This is a genomic window from Vibrio sp. RE86 (assembly GCF_013114545.1).
Classification (GTDB): domain Bacteria; phylum Pseudomonadota; class Gammaproteobacteria; order Enterobacterales; family Vibrionaceae; genus Vibrio.
Window position 1 is genome coordinate 452,678 of sequence record NZ_VTXI01000001.1, and the last position, 17,537, is coordinate 470,214.

Sequence of the window (17,537 nt, forward strand, 5' to 3'; positions counted from 1 at the left end):
AATGGATGATAGAAGTAAGCAATTTCTACAGCAATACCTTGATACCCTCGATGAAAGCGAAGCTAAAAAATACCAATCATTTAGCGCGGATTACTTTTGTGCGGACGAATACAATGCCAATTTATGCGCTGAGCTTATTTTAAAAGGCAAAAAGCAAGCTTCCTGCAGTATGGAGCATTGGTATAGCCACGAAGGTGAAGTGATGCCTCAAACTGGCCACTTACAGGTCGTGACCAACTGGGAAGGCGAACCAGTGTGTATCATAGAGATTACTTCAGTCGAGCTCAGTCGTTACTGCGACGTTACTTCGGAATTTGCTGCTGCCGAAGGTGAAGGTGACCAAACCCTAGAGTGGTGGAGAGATGCGCATTGGCGATTTTTCTCACGGGAGTGTGAAGAGTTAGGGATTGAGCCTCAACAGACCATGCTGTTGGTCTTAGAGCGATTTAAGACGGTGTATAGCTAAGATCGAATCTTAGGCTAACAAAAGACGGCTAGAAACGTTAAGTATGTAAAGGAGTACAGATGAAAGCATCGAAATGGCTGGTTTATGCGTCAGGGATATTCTTTCTTGGCTACGGAATATTATTTACCGTGTTCCCTATTGAAGCTTCAAGCTTTGTGACAGGAGGCTCTCCTCAAGTCTCCTCTGGGATAACGGATATGAGAGCAACTTATGGCGGTATGTCTATCGCCGCAAGTATCATCATGTTCATACTTGGCTCGCGCAAGGAATCACTTTCTTTCGGGCTCTCTGTCGTCGCTATTACCCTTTACGCAATGGCATTTACTCGATTGTTGGGCATGATGATTGATGGTGACCCAAACGTACTGATGTACCTCTACTTCGTTGGCGAATTTACGTTTGCAACGCTCGCGATGGTTTTTCAACGAAAGCATTTTACGACTTGAAAATAAAAACAGCGTCCTACCGGTAAGTACGACGCTGTTGCTGAAGTAAATTTGTTAACTTGCGATGTTCATCGTTAAGTTAAGATCTAACGACAGCTTTGATAACTTGTTCTTAAGTACTCGCCTAGTTTTCTCTAAGTCTGCGACTTGTACCTGCTGGCCTTGCGGGTGAACATCCAAATTGACTCTAAGCTCACGCCCTACTTTCGTTACGCCTGCCACCTCTAACTGTTGGGGCATTTGCTCATCCAATGCTGATACTTCTTTATCGACCACTCGGCAAATTGAATCATCTGGTTTCATCATTAGCAGCTCACGCAGTGCATCACGCAGCATCTCAAAGGGTACTTTGATGAAATAGAAAGACATCAAAATCATCATCATTGGGTCAGCGTAGACAGCGTATTGAGCAAATGAGGAGATTGACACAAGCCAAGCGACGATAAAGCCAAGTGTCACAGCGACGCTGAGTAATGTATCCATTTGCCACTGTTTGGCCTCGGCCTCAATTAGCCCTGAAGAGAATCGTTTTGATTTATTGGCAATATGCCACCAAGCGTATCCGCAACCTAAAACATTCACGACACCAAACAGCGTGGCGATACTGGCGTCGACTTCACGTCCACCATTGAATACTGCAATGACGGCGGAATAGAGCGAGTAGATGACGATTGCAAGGATAACGCTACCTTTGATCGCAATCACGATAGGCTCTAGTACAGATTTACCGAAAGGAAACTCGCGCTTTGATGGGCGCTCAATGAAACGGGAAACACCCAGTGACAATAAAGTTAACAGTAAGCTGACCAGTGAATAGACACCATCAAAAACAATAACCAGTGAACCAACAAGCAAGCCGAGTACTAGCCCACCGCCCGCAAAGCCTGATGCTAGCAGTGCTGAGAAGGTAAGTATTCGTTTTTCGTTTGAGCTTGTCCTGGCACACATAAAAGGTATCTCTTGTATAAACACCTTTATAGTTTTCTCATAATGGGAGAATTACTCAAACAGAATCTGATTTACAAACGAGTCGGAAAACAAGGGCTTGGATAAACTTTATATTTTTCAGTAATTTGTGATGATAATTGTGTGTCAAGTAAATTGACGCTGACTGATGGTTAGAAATCGAACAGAAACTCATTGAGCTTATCTGCAAGCCATGACATTCCTGGATGTTCCGTCATCCCCGCTGCGGTAAACATGCAGTAATCTTCTTGCGTTAAACCATAAGTATGTTTGATTACGGCAAGTTCTTGTTGTCTCAATAGGTGGCGAATCAATGGTTCGGGTAACACTCCCCAAGCATCTTCTTCCAAGATCGTGCTAAGCATGTAATCGAAACTAGAGAAACCGATGTGGCGTAGCGAAAAGGGTTGAAGCTCTGGGTTGTCTTTCTCATTGAGATAGACCATTACGGCTTGCATCGCATTACGTAACTCATCATCGGAGACTCGTCTCAGTTTTGCTAGCGGATTACTTGAACGGCAAACCGACATTAAGCGAATTTTACCAAGCGGTTGATAGGTGATGAGCGGATCGTCAATACGCTCGTAGTCCACACCGAAAGCGAAATCAACTTGGGATGTCGCTACCAAGTTGGCTAAGTCACCGCTAGAAGCTAAAACGATGTTAAATGCAGTTGCTGGAAAGCGATTGTTCAATCGGTGGGAGAGGTCTTGCCAAAGCTCGTCGGGCAATGAGTCGTCTCGGGCTATCCAAACTTCAGCATTGAACTCGCCAGAAACTTGCGCGCAGGTTTGTCGAATTCGAGACGCTGTAACGAGTAAGTTTTGACTGTCTTTATAGATGGCTTTGCCTGCTTCAGATAGCGCTACGTTGTTACCGCTTCGCACAAACAATTCGACATCAAGGTCTTTTTCTAGCGCCTTGATAGCCATGCTTAATTTTGTGCGGTTGCACTCAAGTTGTCTTGCGGCTTCAGAAACTGAGCCAGTATCTGCCACAGTGCAAAATGCTTCTATCTGGGATAAGTTCATCGCTAGGGTTATTTGATTAGATTAAATGCGATCTTATCTTAAACTCTGGCTATTGTCTGTTTTCCTATTCGAAATGCTATGAATTTCATGCAGTTTTGATACTCTTGGGACATGCCAAGTGAATGTAGTTACAGGGAGATCATGATGGCTAACAGTTGGGACGATGTTGCACAAAACTGGGACACAGAAGCCTCTACCAGCGATTACGCAGATAAAGCGTTTGAATCGTTGAAAAATGTTGTTGATATTGAAGGGTTGCATGTCCTTGATTTTGGTTGCGGAACTGGCCTTCTAAGTCAGCGAATGTCACCGGCAGCTAAAGATATCGTTGCGCTAGACAGTTCTGAAGCAATGATAGAACAACTTGACAAGAAAGAGCTCGACAACGTGGAGCCAGTCGTTGATATGCTTAGCCGTGGACTAGTGGCAATGCATCCAGCTTTTCGTGGGCAGTTTGATTTAGTTGTGGCTTCTTCAGTATGCAGTTTCTTGCCTAACTACTCAGATGTTGCTGACGTTATCTTTAGCTTATTGGATGAAGGCAGTTACTTTGTCCATTGGGACTGGCTATCAGAGAGCGATGAAGTCGGTGGAATGACCACCAAACACGCGAAACAAGTTCTGAGCAGCGTTGGTTTTCAGGAAGTAGATGTGACAACACCGTTTGCTGTTGAAACCCCTCAAGGTACGTTAAAAGTTCTAATGGCGATTGCTAAGAAGTAACGCACATAATTAAACCAAAGATTAAAAACGAAAGCCCAGCCAATAGTGCTGGGCTTTTTGTTGGCGGATGCTTAAGCACTGTATTGAGCTACTTCATCTAATACCCATGGATTGGTAATCGCCGCTCTATTTTGTACGTCTTGCCCATGCAAAACTTGTTTAACGGCAAGCTCGACAAGTTTCCCTGATTTAGTTTTGGGAATTTCGGACAAGGTGTATATCTCAGCAGGCACGTGACGAGGCGAGCACTGGCTTTTTAAAGTTAGTCTGATCTGGTTGATGAGAGCTTCGTTCAGTTCAGAGTCTTCCTCTAGCTGGACGAATAAAACGACTTTCTCATCGCCTTCGACTTTGCGTGACACTGCGATCGAGTCTTTGACTGCACTCAACTGGTTGATTTGTTGATAAATCTCAGCGGTGCCAATCCGTACCCCGCCAGGGTTTAACGTCGCATCACTGCGACCATAAAAGACCATGCCTCGAGTTTGGGTCATTTCGACGTCATCACCATGGTGCCAAGCATTGAAGAACTTGCTCCAATAAGCATTATGGTAACGTTCGCCATCATCGTGCCAGAAACCTAAAGGCTGGTTAGGAAAACTGTTTAAGCAGACCAGTTCGCCGCGTTCAGACGAGATAGCTTGTCCCGATTCATCAAATACGGCGATGTCCATACCCAGTGCCGCACCTTGACATTCACCTCGGTAAACAGGGGAGATTGGATTCCCTAATACAAAGCAACCACAGATATCGGTTCCTCCTGATATTGAGGCAAGATGAAGATCGACCTTTATATTGGCGTAGACGAAGTCAAACTGCTGTGGGTAAAGGACGGAACCTGTTGAGCATAAGGTTTTAAGCATCGAGAGGTTGTGATGCTCGCTTGGGTTAAAAGCGCTTTTCTGCAGGGCTTCAAGGTATTTTGCCGAGGTCCCAAATAGAGACACTTCAGCTTCTTCAGCCAATTGCCAAAGTACGTTGGGGTTGGGGTACATTGGGCTACCATCAAAAATGACCAAAGTAGCGCCACTAGCCAATGCAGAGACATGCCAATTCCACATCATCCAACCACAGGTAGTGTAATAGAACACTCTATCTTTAGGTTGAATATCGCAGTGCAATTGATGCTCTTTCAAATGGTTTAATACAGTGCCGCCTACTGAGTGAACGATACATTTGGGTTTGCCTGTCGTTCCAGAAGAATAAAGAACAAACAGAGGATCGTTAAAACTGATTCGTTGATAACGAATACCTCTTGGCAGATAGCTCGAGAGAATTGCATCCCAATCTGAAAAGGATTCACTGCTAAATTCAAATGAACCATTGGTGTTGAGGTATTCAATTTGGCAGGTGTTGTTAATACTCGGCAAAGCTTCGACAATTTGGCGATTCTTTTGCTCCATATGAAAAGCTTTGCCATTAAAGTTGTAACCATTACAACAAAATAGAATCTTTGGTTTCACTTGCCCAAAACGTTCGATGACACTCTCTACCCCAAAATCAGGGGATGTTGATGTCCAAATTGCGCCGAGGCTTGTGGTCGCGAGCATCGCTATGACTGTTTCAGCCATATGAGGTAGATAACCTGCAACGACGTCGCCTTTTTCGACGCCATTTTGCTTTAACCATTGCTGAAGCACTGAGACCTGATCGCACAGTTCTTGCCAAGTTAGTTTACGGCTTTCTCCCTGCTCATTTTTAAACCAAATAGCAATATCGTCGGGAGCTTGGAATGCATATGCCAGTAAATTCTCAGCGTAATTGAGCTGAGCCTGAGGAAACCAAATGGTATCGCGGCTCGGGGTGAATTCGCCCCATTTGGCGAGACCTTCGCCCAAAATACATTCACCCCTATATCCGATTACGTCGCAAAATTGCCACACCTCAAGCCAAAAATCTTTTTTATTATTGACTGACCATTGCTGTAAATGCTTGTAGCTATCTACTCTATCACCTTGAATATTAACGTGTTTAATAAACTGGTTAAGGTTTGATGAAGCAATGCGTTCCGGACTGGGCGTCCAAATAGGAATGGGCAAACCAAGCTCTGATTGAGACATGACATCCTCGTCTATAAATTCTCGATATTCGATTAAGCTTTGATGAATATGTAACCAATGTCAAACTTATGGAATACATCAGATCCCTGAAAAATAAGAAAAAAACTGTCAAATGTAAAATATATGTTACAGGAAGGTTCGTGAGCTAACTGCCTCGGTTAAATTGTCAGCGCTCACTCAGAACGATAGGCTTTATGTAAAGGAATTGTTAACGGAGTTGGGTATGACGCAGTATCATTCTAAAGTCGTGAATGAACATGGGATTGTTGATTGGAGTGCAGATGAAGATGCCGTTTGGTGTGATCTGGTGAAGCGGCAACTGCGCTTAGTTAAGAATCGAGCCTGCAAAGAGTACCTAGCCGGTCTGAAGCTGCTTGATTTGCCCATCGATCGAGCACCTCAAATTGTCGATATAAACCGAGTGTTGCAGGCCACAACTGGATGGCAAGTCGAGCCTGTACCTGCACTGATTAATTTTGATAAGTTCTTTGCGCTTTTGGCTGACAAAAAATTCCCTGTCGCGACATTTTTACGCACTCGTGAAGAGTTTGATTACCTGCAAGAGCCAGACTTTTTCCACGAGATCTTTGGCCATTGCGCTATGCTCACCAACCCAGAGTTCGCGGAGTTTACGCACACTTACGGAATGTTAGGCAAAGATGCGAGCGATAAAGAACGTGTCTATTTAGCCCGCCTTTACTGGTTTACGGTGGAGTTTGGACTTGTCAAAGAGGGCACTGAGACAAAAATTTATGGCGGCGGTATTTTATCGTCACCGGGCGAAACGGTTTATTCTTTGGATGAGCCATTGGCGCAGCGCGTCGAGTTTGATATCCACACTGTACTAAGAACGCCTTATCGCATAGATATTATGCAACCAGAGTATTTTATTCTCGAGAACATCGAACAGCTGTATAAACTCAGTAAGATGGATTTAATGTTCCATGTAAAGCAGGCAATGAAAGCTGGTTTACTCCCACCACTATTTGAACCAAAGGAAACGACACATGCTTAATGAATTACGTTGTGAGGCATGCACGAGCAGTGCAGTAGCATTAGGTGAAGAAGAGAGAAGGCTGTTGCTCACCGAACTTAACGGTTGGGAAATTTTAGATCGTGATGGTATCCCTCAACTAGAGAAAGTGTATAAGTTCAAAAACTACAAACTGGCTTGGGAATTTGCTAACCAAGTTTCAGAATTAGCGGAAGAAGAGTTTCACCATCCGTCAATTTTACTCGAATGGGGCAAGGTGACTGTGACTTGGTGGAGTCACTCAATCAAGGGGCTTCATCAGAACGATTTTATCTGTGCTTCAAAGTGTGATGGTTTTCTCTAAAACGAAGCAGGTCCTTAGTCATATGAAAAGCCTGAAATAACTCAGGCTTTTTCAAATTCTTACGTTCCTATTCAAGTTATTAGAATGATGTTAGGTAACGTTGTTCACGAATCACTTGACCGTTTTGATCTGTATATTCAAAGGTAAATGTACGGCCATTATCGAGTAGGTTTGCAGCAACAAATGTTCCTTTTTCTCCAGTCACGTAAGTTTTAGTACCGTTACCTACAACTTTAACGCTTTCACCTGAAACCGGTTGGCCCGCTTTTAAAAGCGTAACATCAGCATGGTTTCGGTCTGCTTTCACTCTGATCGAGTAGTCGCTTGCTGGCATTGCGAAAGCAACGGTAGAAGTTAAAGCGGTCAATGCGATGATTTTAGTTAGTGTGTTCATAATAGGTTCCTCATAATCTTTTAACGTTATCTTTTTCTGCGTCTTAGCGCTTGAGATAAAGAATATGCGTGAATGTGATCACAAGAAATAGGGTTCATTAGCTCAACTTGTTCGAAAAAACTGAATGACTGGGGATGGCATAAACCTCCTAGTGAGAGATTAGGCGGAAAGTTTGGCTTGTTGGTCTAAAACGCTCTCTATACGGCAAACACTGACGGGCTTGGACTTCAAATAACCTTGAATAAAGTTACAGCGGTATTGTGTCAATATCGCGAGTTGTTCTTGGGTCTCGACACCCTCTGCGACAACTTGTAGGTTAATTGTATGCGCCATATTTATAATGGCTCGACATAGGTTATCTGCTTTGGTCTCGCCCAGTGCAATTCTGTTTACGAAGCTACGGTCTACTTTGATGACATCGACAGGGTAGTCATTCAAAACCGCCAGGGAAGAAAAGCCGGTACCAAAATCATCTAAATACAAAGTGACCCCAAGATCTTTAATGCGCTTTAGCTGTTGGTTGTTGCACCCATCACTCAGAAGGATCGATTCTGTTATCTCAATGCCAATTAGGTGAGGAGGGAAGTCACACTCTTCTAGTAGACGACACAAAGTGTGATAGATGTGCTCAGACTCAAACTGTTTCACGGAAACGTTAATGTTAATTCTTGGCATGCTGTCATGCGAACGACTCTTCCAAAGTCTTTGCAATGTTTTGCAGCATTCAGCGGCGACCCAATCTCCAATTTTTATAATTTGCCCAGTCTCTTCCGCGATAGGGATAAAGTCTTGAGGCGAAATTGAGCCGAATTTTGGATGAGTCCAACGGATTAGAGATTCGAACCCCACGACCTCGTCACTCTGTGTGTTATAGATTGGCTGGTACACTAATGAGAGTTGTTTTAACGCAAGAGCGCTGGCTAACTCTTGTTCTAGAGTGAAGCGTTTTTGGGCTTGGTTAAACATCTGTTCACTAAAGAAAACGACTTTCTCGTGAGTTGAGTTTTTCGCTTTGTACATTGCAATGTCAGCTTCACGCAAAATACTGGCGAGTGTTTGGCTTGGATCGGTAACAACGGATATGCCAATACTCGCGCCAATGTGACAAGATTGTCCTTCAATGACGTAGGGCTGGCTCAGTACTTTCGAATATCGTTGGCAAACATGAGTCAGTGCTCTTTTCGAGGTGAGTTCGGGTAGACAAATGACGAATTCATCTCCTCCAAAACGAAAGCTTATATCGTTACTTCTACAGTGTTGAGTCAGTCGATCTGCCACCTTTTTTAGCAGCAGGTCTCCGTGGAGATGTCCCATTGAGTCGTTGATGACTTTAAAGCGGTCTAAGTCGATAAATAGGATAGAGAACCCGTTACTTTTCCCTGCCCCTAAAAGTTTTAATCGATGTTCTACTTCATTGCTCAATGCAGTTCGATTGCTTAAGTTGGTCAAGTTATCTCGTACTGCTTGAAGGGCAAGCGAACGAGTTTTTTCTTCAATGACTTGGTCTGATACGCGCAATCGCGTCGCATAAAAGTTTGCCGCTATAGTTGCCGATGATGTCAGCAGTAAGATAAGGAGTACCGAGGTCACACCGTAAAGCGTTGTACTACCCGAGCGATCGATACTGGAGATAGAGAGCTGCCATTCAGTATTGAACAGTGGAATTCGAATGACTCGCTTGGCACTGACTAAGCGGGCTGACAAGCCGGTGTCTTCTAACTTTGTGTTTATGTGTGTTTCAAATATAGGGTAATCACCATTGACAGTTGTCACAGTGAGGCCAATGTGTTCGGAATTAATCTCTCTACGCCATATATCGCCAAGTAGTTCATGAAGAATGATATTAGCCACAATAAACCCTTGAAGCTGGCCTCTATCGTTAAATTTTGGCAGCAGCAACCTTGCCCCGAGTTGTTGGTCATAAACATAATCGACAACACCAATGCGATTGCCACTGATTGAACGTGACATAGCACTGACGATCGCGTGATCACTTTCAAGTCTAAAACCTAAAAAGTCGCTTCCTTCAAAGGAGGATGAAACAAGATAAATCGGTAAGGTTGATCGGCTTAAAAACCAAGAGTGAGTATTTTCAGAATCGATGTCTGGTGTCACATGGTAGCCTAATAAACCTTGTTCTTGTGCTCTTGATTCAAAATCTTCGATATCATCAATCGAAACAACGGGCGCCCACATGATGGAGTGAATCACAGAGTTGTCTCCAAATTGATCTGAAAAATAGGACTCAAACTGACGGGGAGTAGTGGCTTGGGTATTGGCAAGAAAAGCTCGAGTGGTGTATAGCAAAGACTCGAGGGACTCTAATGATTGTCCTAAGGTTTGGACTCGGTTATTAAGTTCGCCTTCAAGTTGGCTGTTTAGCTTTTGAGTCTCATAGTAGTGGACGGTGTTATAACTGCACGTTGCAACAGTGAGACCGATAAACCAAATCAATGCTAAATGCTTGTATGAGAGTGCGAGTTTCACGAGCGCCAACCAAGATTTTATAATATTAAAATGAATGGTAATCATTATTGATATTAATGCAAATGATAATTGATATCACGGCCGAATCATGTGTAATTCATTGTAAATATGATGAATAATCGCAGGGTGAATATAAAATGAGTTGTTTATGTTTTATTGTTCTAATGAAAACGTTGCACCAAAGTGTGAGTTGGATCTAATCTAATTGCGAAGGTGATGGGGTTCCACCTACTTAACCGCCAATTCTGGCTAATGACTCCTACAGAAACGAAGACAGATGAATCTGTTGCGATATGACCAGTGATAACTAACTTGGTCTCGCTTCTGTAGTGATGTTGTATCCCGCTCCTTTCATCTGTTTTCCTGAAGAATAGGAAAACACCATGCAATACTCCTCTGAAATTCAATCAATGTGCCCAATCCAACGTGGTGATCTGCATCGATCTGCGCCGATCCCTGTCGAAGGTGCCATGGTACGCCCTCAAGACGTTATCGCTATTTCTGGTTTAAGCCACGGGGTTGGTGCATGTGCTCCTCAACAAGGCGCAGCCAAACTGACTCTCAATGTGAAAAGCGGCATTATCGAAGAAGCATTGGTTGAAACGATTGGTTGCTCAGGCATGACGCACTCAGCTTCGATGGCTGCGGAGATCTTAACAGGGAAAACCATTCTAGAAGCGCTAAACACAGATTTAGTGTGTGATGCCATCAACGTTGCAATGCGAGAAATATTTCTTCAATTCGTTTACGGACGCACTCAATCTGCGTTTTCTCAAGATGGCTTGGAAATTGGAGCGGCATTAGAAGATTTGGGCAAAACTCAGCGTAGTCAGGTCGGCACCAGTTATGCGACCAAGGCAAAAGGAGTACGTTACATGGAGTTAGCGGAAGGGTATGTTACCAAGTTAGCTCTTGATGAAAACAATGAGGTGATTGGTTACCAATATTTAAACCTTGGAAAAATGATGGCGAACATTGAGAAGGGAATGAATCCTGAGGCATCAATGTCAGATGCAACTGGAACATATGGCCGCTTCGAAGAAGCGAGCAGCACTGTTAACCCACGTCACGCTTAACCTCAACGAAAAATTAAGGGTAACCATTATGAATCTTCAAATCACTCAACTGCTTAATGAAATGAACTTCTCTAATATCGAACAAGCTCATCAATACTGTGAAAGCTTTGGTATCGACCCTAAGAAGTTAGTATTGGAAACACAACCTATCGCTTTCGACAACGCCTGTGACGCCTATACACTCGGAACGGCCTTAGCGTTGTTTCGTCACTCAGATAACGCCCAACAAGCAGCGCTCGCAATTGGTGAAGGGCTACAGGCGTTTACCAAGCCTGGCAGTGTCGCTGAGCAACGAGAAGTCGGGCTAGGCCATGGGGAACTTGCCGCGCGATTGTTAAATGAAGAAACTCACTGTTTTGCGTTTTTAGCGGGCCACGAGTCGTTCGCTGCGGCAGAAGGGGCAATTAAGATTGCATTGAACGCGAATAAGTCTCGTGAAAACCCATTGAAAGTCATTTTGAATGGCTTGGGTAAAGATGCGGCTTATCTTATTTCGCGTATGAACGGGTTCACCTATGTCCGCACAGAGTTTGATTACCAAACCGGAGAACTCATTGAGGTGGAACGCCGTCGCTTTTCACAAGGCGAGCGAGGTGAGATTCTTTGTTACGGCGCGGATGATGTGCGTGAAGGGGTGGCAATCATGCATCGTGAATCTGTTGATGTAAGTATCACAGGGAACTCGACTAACCCAACTCGATTCCAGCACCCTGTTGCAGGTATCTATAAATCTGAATGCAATACCCAAGGTAAAGTCTATTTTTCTGTCGCTTCAGGTGGCGGCACGGGACGTACTCTGCACCCTGACAATGTGGCTGCTGGCCCTGCATCTTATGGTATGACGGATACCATGGGTAGAATGCACGCTGATGCTCAGTTTGCAGGCAGTTCGTCAGTGCCAGCTCACGTAGCAATGATGGGATTCATTGGTATGGGTAACAACCCAATGGTAGGGGCATCGGTCGCTTTGGCTGTCGCGGTAGATCAACAACTTCACCATTAAGTTCAATCCTGAGGCGTTGGTTTGGTGTTTACCAATGCCTCAATCTCTTGGATATAGCCTGATTCAATGACGGCCAACTGTCTTAACAATGTATGAATATCCGCAATTAATGCCTGACTAAGCTGCGCGTAGTTTAGGCTCGTTATCATATTTACCTTATGTTCAGAAGACGCGCAGTGTTTACTGATTTCGATCCATTTAGACTGCAATTCAGATACTTTTTCGGTCAAAGGCTCAATTGCTTTGGACTCTTGTTGGATATGACCTAACAAGGTTTTTGATGCGGCTAGCTGTGCATCCATGCGTTCAGTATGAATGGAGTTATTAGATTGCCAAAGCGTTGCGATCTCTTGTTGACTAAACTCTTTCGACAGAAGTGGCCGGGTTTGATAAACGTGCAGTAATTGGTTAAAGCGGTGAGCGTGAACGTTATAGTTAAAATCGACTTCTTGTTGGAGTTTGAGGTAGCGATTCCAAGTTTTTTCTTCGCAATGGGCGCTATTTACCGGAAAAGGTAAAGTGATCATCGTAGCTGCCGTTATAGTGACTATGTAGTGCCATATCATGAGTATGGTTGCCGTTATGTTGATTCGATAAGTATAGGAAAAGATCTGAAGCGGATATGAAAAAGGTAATAATGATCGTCTTACTACTCGTCGGTGTTGGTTGTGCTGCTGGTGGTTACTATATTTTTTACTACAAACCTCAACAAGATGCGCTTGCTCTAGAAGCTGCCGCGGAGGAAGAAGAAACAATCACGCCTCTTGAAATTATTGAAGAAGAAGAGGAAGCCACGCCAGTTAAAAAAGCGGTGACCGATTATTATGTGAGCCCACCCAAGTTGGGGGTACGTGAAATGCCAGACGTTAATGCGTTCGTTGAAAGTGTTGTTTACCGCGGCGATAAGCTTCATATATTAGAGCAACGCGATGGCTGGGGGCGTATATCGCCTTACTATGTGTATGAAGATGGTGGACCAGAAGTCGCAGAGTGGGTGCCGATGGAAGCACTACTTGAGGTAGCACCTACTATCACAAAGCAAGAGCGAAGAGAAACCGTGAGCCAGTACATTGAAAGCTCAGATGACTTTAAGCAGCATTTTGAGATGTTTATTAAAGCGACAGACAGTCTTCTTAAAGAAGGGACATGTACCCCAGAAGACTTTGAAGAGACTCAAGGTTGGGTGCGCTCGGTGACATTCAATGAGCAAGACGCGTACTTTGTGTATTGTGGCGGATTGAAACAAGCCAACAAGATTTATCTTAACGTTCAAACAGGTAAAACTTTCTACCGTTAACTCCCCTCTATTTCTGAAATATTAGCTTTTAGATCATTTTAGTTGTTTGGGACATAGGGAAGACTTACTATCTTTATGTTCACTATTATTAGGCTAATCAATGCTTCAGCGATTTACATCTTACATTTGGCTTTTAATGCTTGCGATGGTTATTCCAACGCAGGCTTTTGGCTATTTGTTGCAAGCTGAAAATGAAGCTTCCGCAAGGCTCAATTACCGCATTGGTGGCGTTCTTCCTCAGTCTGCAGGGGACTTCCAAGCTCTGTTTGACGAGGTTCGTCAAGATAAGCCTTCTGAGCCTGTTACTAAGTCTGATCTCTCGCAAGATTGGTTGGGCATCATCACTGCAAATCGTTGGACGACGGTTTCGCGAACTTTTGACGAAAATGGCGGTGGTTCTACCTCTGAGCCAACCAGCTTCGAGCCTGAAGCAACGCCATTGTATCGTTTATACAAACTTCCTATTGTTAGTTCGGTTTACCACAATGCCGAGCGTGATTCTTCTTATCGAATCTCCGGTTGGAAAGAATCGAATACCCTCTACGTCGCTCTAAACGGGCATTTTTCTTAACTGTATTCCCTTATATAGACCGAAGAGTACTGCTCTTTTTCTACTGACAAAAAGTACAGAAGTTTCTGTGCGCTTGTAAATTAAGAATGCTAATGAAAAATAAACCTGTTAGACAGGCGAAATCTGCACGCCTAATGAATCACTACTCAGCGTGGAAATACATAGTGCTGATCGCTACGATCATCATGCTGACGTTAAGTGCTATCCCCACTTGGTACGGTGAAAAACCGTCTATTCAAATCAGCACCGCAGAACAAACGGCAACGGGATCGCCGCTAAGTAGTGTGACGGAGCTAAGTCGTTATCTTGATCAGAGAGATATTCACCCAAGTAACATTAATCAACAAGGTGATGAAATTACGTTGGTGTTTGATGGTGAAACTGAACAAACTCGTGCACGACAAGAGCTTGATAAGATCTTGTCTGAAGGCGACACCATTACCTTCTCTTACGTATCGGTTGCGCCAGCATGGTTGAGCGATCTCGGTTTTAGCCCAATAAAACTAGGATTGGATTTACGCGGCGGTGTTCAATTCCTGCTGAACGTAGATATCGACAAAGCGTTTGAAGATCAGCGTAACAGCCTTGTTGATGAAGTCCGTGATTTTTTACGCCAAGAACGTCTGCGCGGCGTACAAATCACAGCGGTAGGCTCTGAGGCGTTTGATGTAAAAGCGACCGCGAGTACTTCACTGACAGAAGTGAACCGTTTCCTAACCCAAAACTACCCAACATGGGAAGTAAAACGTCATTCAGATTACCTAGCAGTTAAGCCAACTCTGGAAAGTAAGAGCGAGTTCCAATCGGTCACGCTAAAACAGAACTTGAAGATCATGCGTGATCGAATAGAAGAGCTCGGCATTACTGAAGCGTTAGTCCAACGTCAAGGGGAGCACAGCATCCGCATTGAGCTTCCAGGTGTTCAAGATCCGTCGTTAGCCAAAAATGTCATTGGTGCAACAGCAACACTGGCGTTCCATGAAGCGCGCTCACCGTCTGATGGTAAAGCGTATGGCGATATTAGCCTAAAAGACAATGATGGCCGTGATGTGACATTAGCTAAACGCCCAGTGTTGACGGGTGAGCACATCATCAACGCGCGCGCAGGTATTGATAAAATGGGCTTCTCTGAGGTGAATATTTCACTCGATCATGCTGGTGGTAAGTTGATGAGTGATTTTTCAGCGACCCATATTGGTAAGCCAATGGCAACGGTATACCGTGAGTATACAACCAATGCGAAAGGGGAAACTGAGCGAAGCGAGAAAGTCATCAGCGTTGCGACGATTCAATCTCAGTTGGGTAGTCAGTTCCGTATTACAGGGGCAGGCTCGATGGAAGATGCGCAAAATCTAGCACTGTTGCTACGAGCTGGTTCATTGACTGCGCCCGTCACGATTGTTGAAGAGCGTACAATCGGCGCCTCGCTTGGGGCAGAAAACATTGAAAACGGTTTTGCTGCACTGGCTCTTGGCCTTGCGATGACGTTGACCTTCATGGCGCTTTGGTACCGACGTTTAGGCTGGGTCGCAAATGTAGCTCTAGTGGTTAACATGGTGAGCTTGCTAGGTCTAATTGCCCTTCTACCGGGCGCTGTCCTAACGCTTCCTGGTATTGCGGGTCTTGTATTGACGGTCGGTATGGCGGTTGACACCAACGTGCTTATCTTTGAACGCATCAGAGATAAATTGTCAGAAGGTCGAACCTTCGCTCAATCTATTGATTTGGGTTTCAACAGTGCACTAAGCACTATCCTCGATGCAAACATCACTACGATGATTACCGCTGTTGTACTTTACTCGATCGGTAATGGCCCAATTCAGGGTTTTGCATTAACACTGGGTCTCGGATTATTGACCAGCATGTTCAGTGGCGTGTTTGCGTCACGCGCAATTATTAACTTGGTTTGGGGACGCGACAGCCGTCGTGATGTGAGGGTTTAATCATGGTCGAATTCTTTAAGCAACGTATCCGTCGTATCCGTTATGTCACTAGCTTTGTTTCTATTGCGTTGATGGTTGTATCGGTGGCAATGTTAGCGCTCAACGGTCTGAACATGGGGTTAGATTTTACTGGCGGCATGGTGACAGAAGTCAAAGTTGATAACAACGTGACACACAAGCAGCTCGTGGATGTCCTTCAACCTAAGTTAGGTGAGTTCACAAATGTAACGCGTTCGGACCAAGCGGGGCGATGGGTGATTCGTTACCCGATCCCAGAACAGCAGCAAGAGTCGATTGACCTTAAGTCGACACTCGCTCCTATCTCACATGACGTCGATGTGATTAGCAACAGCATGGTTGGCTCGCAGGTAGGTCAGGATCTTGTCGACCAAGGTGGTTTGGCATTGATGATCTCAATGCTATCCATTTTGGGTTATTTATGTTTCCGTTTTGAGTGGCGTTTAGCGAGTGGCTCTTTACTTGCTCTATTGCACGATGTCGTTCTAGTGCTTGGCTTCTTTGCTGCAACTCAAATGGAGTTCAACCTGACGGTGTTTGCTGCAATCTTGGCAATTTTAGGTTATTCGCTCAATGACTCGATCATCATTGCGGACAGAATCAGAGAGTTACTGGTTGCAAAACAGTCACTTCCAACAGAAGAGATCAATGATCAAGCCGTTCTAGCGACGTTCTCAAGAACTATGGTGACATCAGGAACCACGTTAATGACGGTGTCTGCTCTTTGGGTCATGGGGGGAATTGCGCTTCAAGGGTTTGCGGTGGCTATGTTTATCGGAATTTTGTCCGGAACATGGTCTTCCATATCCATTGGCACGGTGTTGCCAGAATGGCTCAAGCTGGAGCCGAAACATTATCTACCTGTCGAGGTTGATGACGCGCCGTAATACTAAAAAAGCCGCTTTTAATTAGCGGCTTTCTTTATGGAGCGACAGCTCCACCCAAAGTTAGATTTGTGGGCCATTTCGTGATGCGATTACCACCCAAAAAAATATTACCTTTGACGGTCATCTTATCTGGGAATTCAGCGAGCTTAGAACCCCCGATGTAGAGATTGCCATCAACGACTAGTCCTTCAGGAAGTTTTTCAAGCGGTGTTCGTATTACACTCAGATCTCCCCGAACTCTGAAACGAGGAGGGAGGGAGGTTAGAGGGGTATCTGTAAAGTTAATATACCCACCCACTTTGATACCGTTTGGCCAACGTTTGATTTGCGAGCCGACTAAATTTGCGTAGCCTCTAATATTGACGCCTTTGGCAACACTCTTTAACTGGCTATCAGAGGCATCTAAGCTACCTTGAATTTCGATACCTTCAGGTAGCTTACGGATTGAGGTTTTAGCCATATTAAGGTTACCAGTGATAATGAGACCACCAGGCAATTCGGTATAGGGTTTATTTCTTAGGTCAAGGTTACCGTAATTATCTAAATGATTAAGTATACGGTACTGATTCAACGACTGTGATTGAACGCTAAAGCTGAAAGCTGCAAGTAAAATAAGTAAAGTGTAACGCAACATAATCGTTTCAAATTGGCTTTTTCAACACTATGGGTTCTATCGAATCTTTGGTCAATGTTCAGCAATCATTAGAACGAAAAAAACGGGCATAGGAGCTAATGCTTGTAAGTTAAGAAGCATTTAATACCTTTTTGAAGGCCTAGTCGCGTAGCGACTGGGCCTTCTTTTTACCGCTCGTGGATAACTTCTATCCCGCCT

At 44.4% G+C, this 17,537-nt stretch carries 18 protein-coding genes and 1 riboswitch; of the genes, 11 read left to right on the forward strand and 7 right to left on the reverse strand.

What is annotated here, in order from left to right; translation table 11 throughout:
* Position 1 precedes the first annotated feature (1 nt).
* Together F0231_RS02135 and F0231_RS02140 are read left to right on the forward strand one after the other, a co-directional pair.
* Positions 2–466, forward strand: a complete 465-nt coding sequence (locus F0231_RS02135; RefSeq protein ID WP_171758052.1) for an ASCH domain-containing protein — start codon at positions 2–4, stop codon at positions 464–466.
* 59 nt (positions 467–525) lie between these two features.
* Complete coding sequence (locus F0231_RS02140) at positions 526–912, forward strand: DUF4345 family protein (RefSeq protein WP_171758053.1); 387 nt, start codon at positions 526–528, stop codon at positions 910–912.
* Between the two features lie 54 nt (positions 913–966).
* On the opposite strand, the gene F0231_RS02145 is transcribed toward F0231_RS02140, so the two are convergent.
* Together F0231_RS02145 and F0231_RS02150 are read right to left on the reverse strand one after the other, a co-directional pair.
* The gene (locus tag F0231_RS02145; protein ID WP_171758054.1) at positions 967–1,860 is read right to left on the reverse strand and encodes a cation diffusion facilitator family transporter; all 894 of its coding nucleotides are present in this window, start codon (positions 1,858–1,860) and stop codon (positions 967–969) included.
* Between the two features lie 170 nt (positions 1,861–2,030).
* A complete protein-coding gene (locus F0231_RS02150; protein WP_171758055.1) occupies positions 2,031–2,909 on the reverse strand; it encodes a LysR family transcriptional regulator in 879 nt (292 codons plus the stop codon).
* 144 nt (positions 2,910–3,053) lie between these two features.
* Here F0231_RS02150 and F0231_RS02155 point away from each other — a divergent pair, with 144 nt between their 5' ends.
* Positions 3,054–3,632 carry a class I SAM-dependent methyltransferase gene (locus F0231_RS02155; RefSeq protein WP_171758084.1) on the forward strand — a complete coding sequence of 193 codons (579 nt, stop codon included), beginning with the start codon at positions 3,054–3,056 and terminating at the stop codon, positions 3,630–3,632.
* Between the two features lie 71 nt (positions 3,633–3,703).
* Here the strand turns inward: F0231_RS02155 and F0231_RS02160 are convergent, their stop codons facing one another.
* Complete coding sequence (locus F0231_RS02160) at positions 3,704–5,692, reverse strand: acetoacetate--CoA ligase (protein ID WP_171758056.1); 1,989 nt, start codon at positions 5,690–5,692, stop codon at positions 3,704–3,706.
* A gap of 223 nt (positions 5,693–5,915) precedes the next feature.
* On the opposite strand from F0231_RS02160, the gene phhA reads away from it, so the two are divergent.
* Both phhA and F0231_RS02170 read left to right on the forward strand, forming a co-directional pair.
* Positions 5,916–6,707, forward strand: coding sequence for a phenylalanine 4-monooxygenase (phhA, locus tag F0231_RS02165; RefSeq protein WP_171758057.1), 792 nt, complete (start codon positions 5,916–5,918; stop codon positions 6,705–6,707).
* On the forward strand, positions 6,700–7,029 hold the full coding sequence (locus tag F0231_RS02170) for a 4a-hydroxytetrahydrobiopterin dehydratase (protein WP_171758058.1): 330 nt from the start codon (positions 6,700–6,702) through the stop codon (positions 7,027–7,029). Before phhA ends, F0231_RS02170 begins: the two co-directional genes overlap by 8 nt.
* Before the next feature lie 79 nt (positions 7,030–7,108).
* Here the strand turns inward: F0231_RS02170 and F0231_RS02175 are convergent, their stop codons facing one another.
* Together F0231_RS02175 and F0231_RS02180 are read right to left on the reverse strand one after the other, a co-directional pair.
* Positions 7,109–7,423 (reverse strand): hypothetical protein, encoded by a 315-nt coding sequence (locus tag F0231_RS02175; RefSeq protein ID WP_171758059.1) that lies wholly within the window; start codon positions 7,421–7,423, stop codon positions 7,109–7,111.
* A 159-nt stretch (positions 7,424–7,582) separates the two neighbouring features.
* Positions 7,583–9,910 carry an EAL domain-containing protein gene (locus tag F0231_RS02180; protein ID WP_171758060.1) on the reverse strand — a complete coding sequence of 776 codons (2,328 nt, stop codon included), beginning with the start codon at positions 9,908–9,910 and terminating at the stop codon, positions 7,583–7,585.
* 203 nt (positions 9,911–10,113) lie between these two features.
* A riboswitch (Fluoride riboswitch) is annotated at positions 10,114–10,179 on the forward strand.
* Positions 10,180–10,293: 114 nt separating this feature from the next.
* On the opposite strand from F0231_RS02180, the gene F0231_RS02185 reads away from it, so the two are divergent.
* Positions 10,294–10,986, forward strand: coding sequence for an iron-sulfur cluster assembly scaffold protein (locus tag F0231_RS02185; protein WP_171758061.1), 693 nt, complete (start codon positions 10,294–10,296; stop codon positions 10,984–10,986).
* A gap of 28 nt (positions 10,987–11,014) precedes the next feature.
* Positions 11,015–11,989 (forward strand): GGGtGRT protein, encoded by a 975-nt coding sequence (locus F0231_RS02190; RefSeq protein WP_171758062.1) that lies wholly within the window; start codon positions 11,015–11,017, stop codon positions 11,987–11,989.
* A 2-nt stretch (positions 11,990–11,991) separates the two neighbouring features.
* On the opposite strand, the gene F0231_RS02195 is transcribed toward F0231_RS02190, so the two are convergent.
* Positions 11,992–12,516 (reverse strand): hypothetical protein, encoded by a 525-nt coding sequence (locus F0231_RS02195; RefSeq protein WP_253825700.1) that lies wholly within the window; start codon positions 12,514–12,516, stop codon positions 11,992–11,994.
* A 95-nt stretch (positions 12,517–12,611) separates the two neighbouring features.
* Here F0231_RS02195 and F0231_RS02200 point away from each other — a divergent pair, with 95 nt between their 5' ends.
* The 4 genes from F0231_RS02200 to secF all read left to right on the forward strand — a co-directional run bounded on the left by F0231_RS02200 (position 12,612) and on the right by secF (position 16,705).
* On the forward strand, positions 12,612–13,286 hold the full coding sequence (locus tag F0231_RS02200; RefSeq protein WP_171758064.1) for a hypothetical protein: 675 nt from the start codon (positions 12,612–12,614) through the stop codon (positions 13,284–13,286).
* A 100-nt stretch (positions 13,287–13,386) separates the two neighbouring features.
* Positions 13,387–13,857 carry a hypothetical protein gene (locus F0231_RS02205; RefSeq protein ID WP_171758065.1) on the forward strand — a complete coding sequence of 157 codons (471 nt, stop codon included), beginning with the start codon at positions 13,387–13,389 and terminating at the stop codon, positions 13,855–13,857.
* Between the two features lie 92 nt (positions 13,858–13,949).
* The gene (gene secD / locus F0231_RS02210; protein WP_171758066.1) at positions 13,950–15,800 is read left to right on the forward strand and encodes a protein translocase subunit SecD; all 1,851 of its coding nucleotides are present in this window, start codon (positions 13,950–13,952) and stop codon (positions 15,798–15,800) included.
* Positions 15,801–15,802: 2 nt separating this feature from the next.
* Entirely contained in the window at positions 15,803–16,705 is a 903-nt protein-coding gene (gene secF / locus F0231_RS02215) for a protein translocase subunit SecF (RefSeq protein ID WP_171758067.1), read from the forward strand.
* A 34-nt stretch (positions 16,706–16,739) separates the two neighbouring features.
* Here secF and F0231_RS02220 read toward each other — a convergent pair whose 3' ends face one another.
* Positions 16,740–17,339, reverse strand: coding sequence for a hypothetical protein (locus F0231_RS02220; protein ID WP_171758068.1), 600 nt, complete (start codon positions 17,337–17,339; stop codon positions 16,740–16,742).
* Positions 17,340–17,537 lie beyond the last annotated feature (198 nt).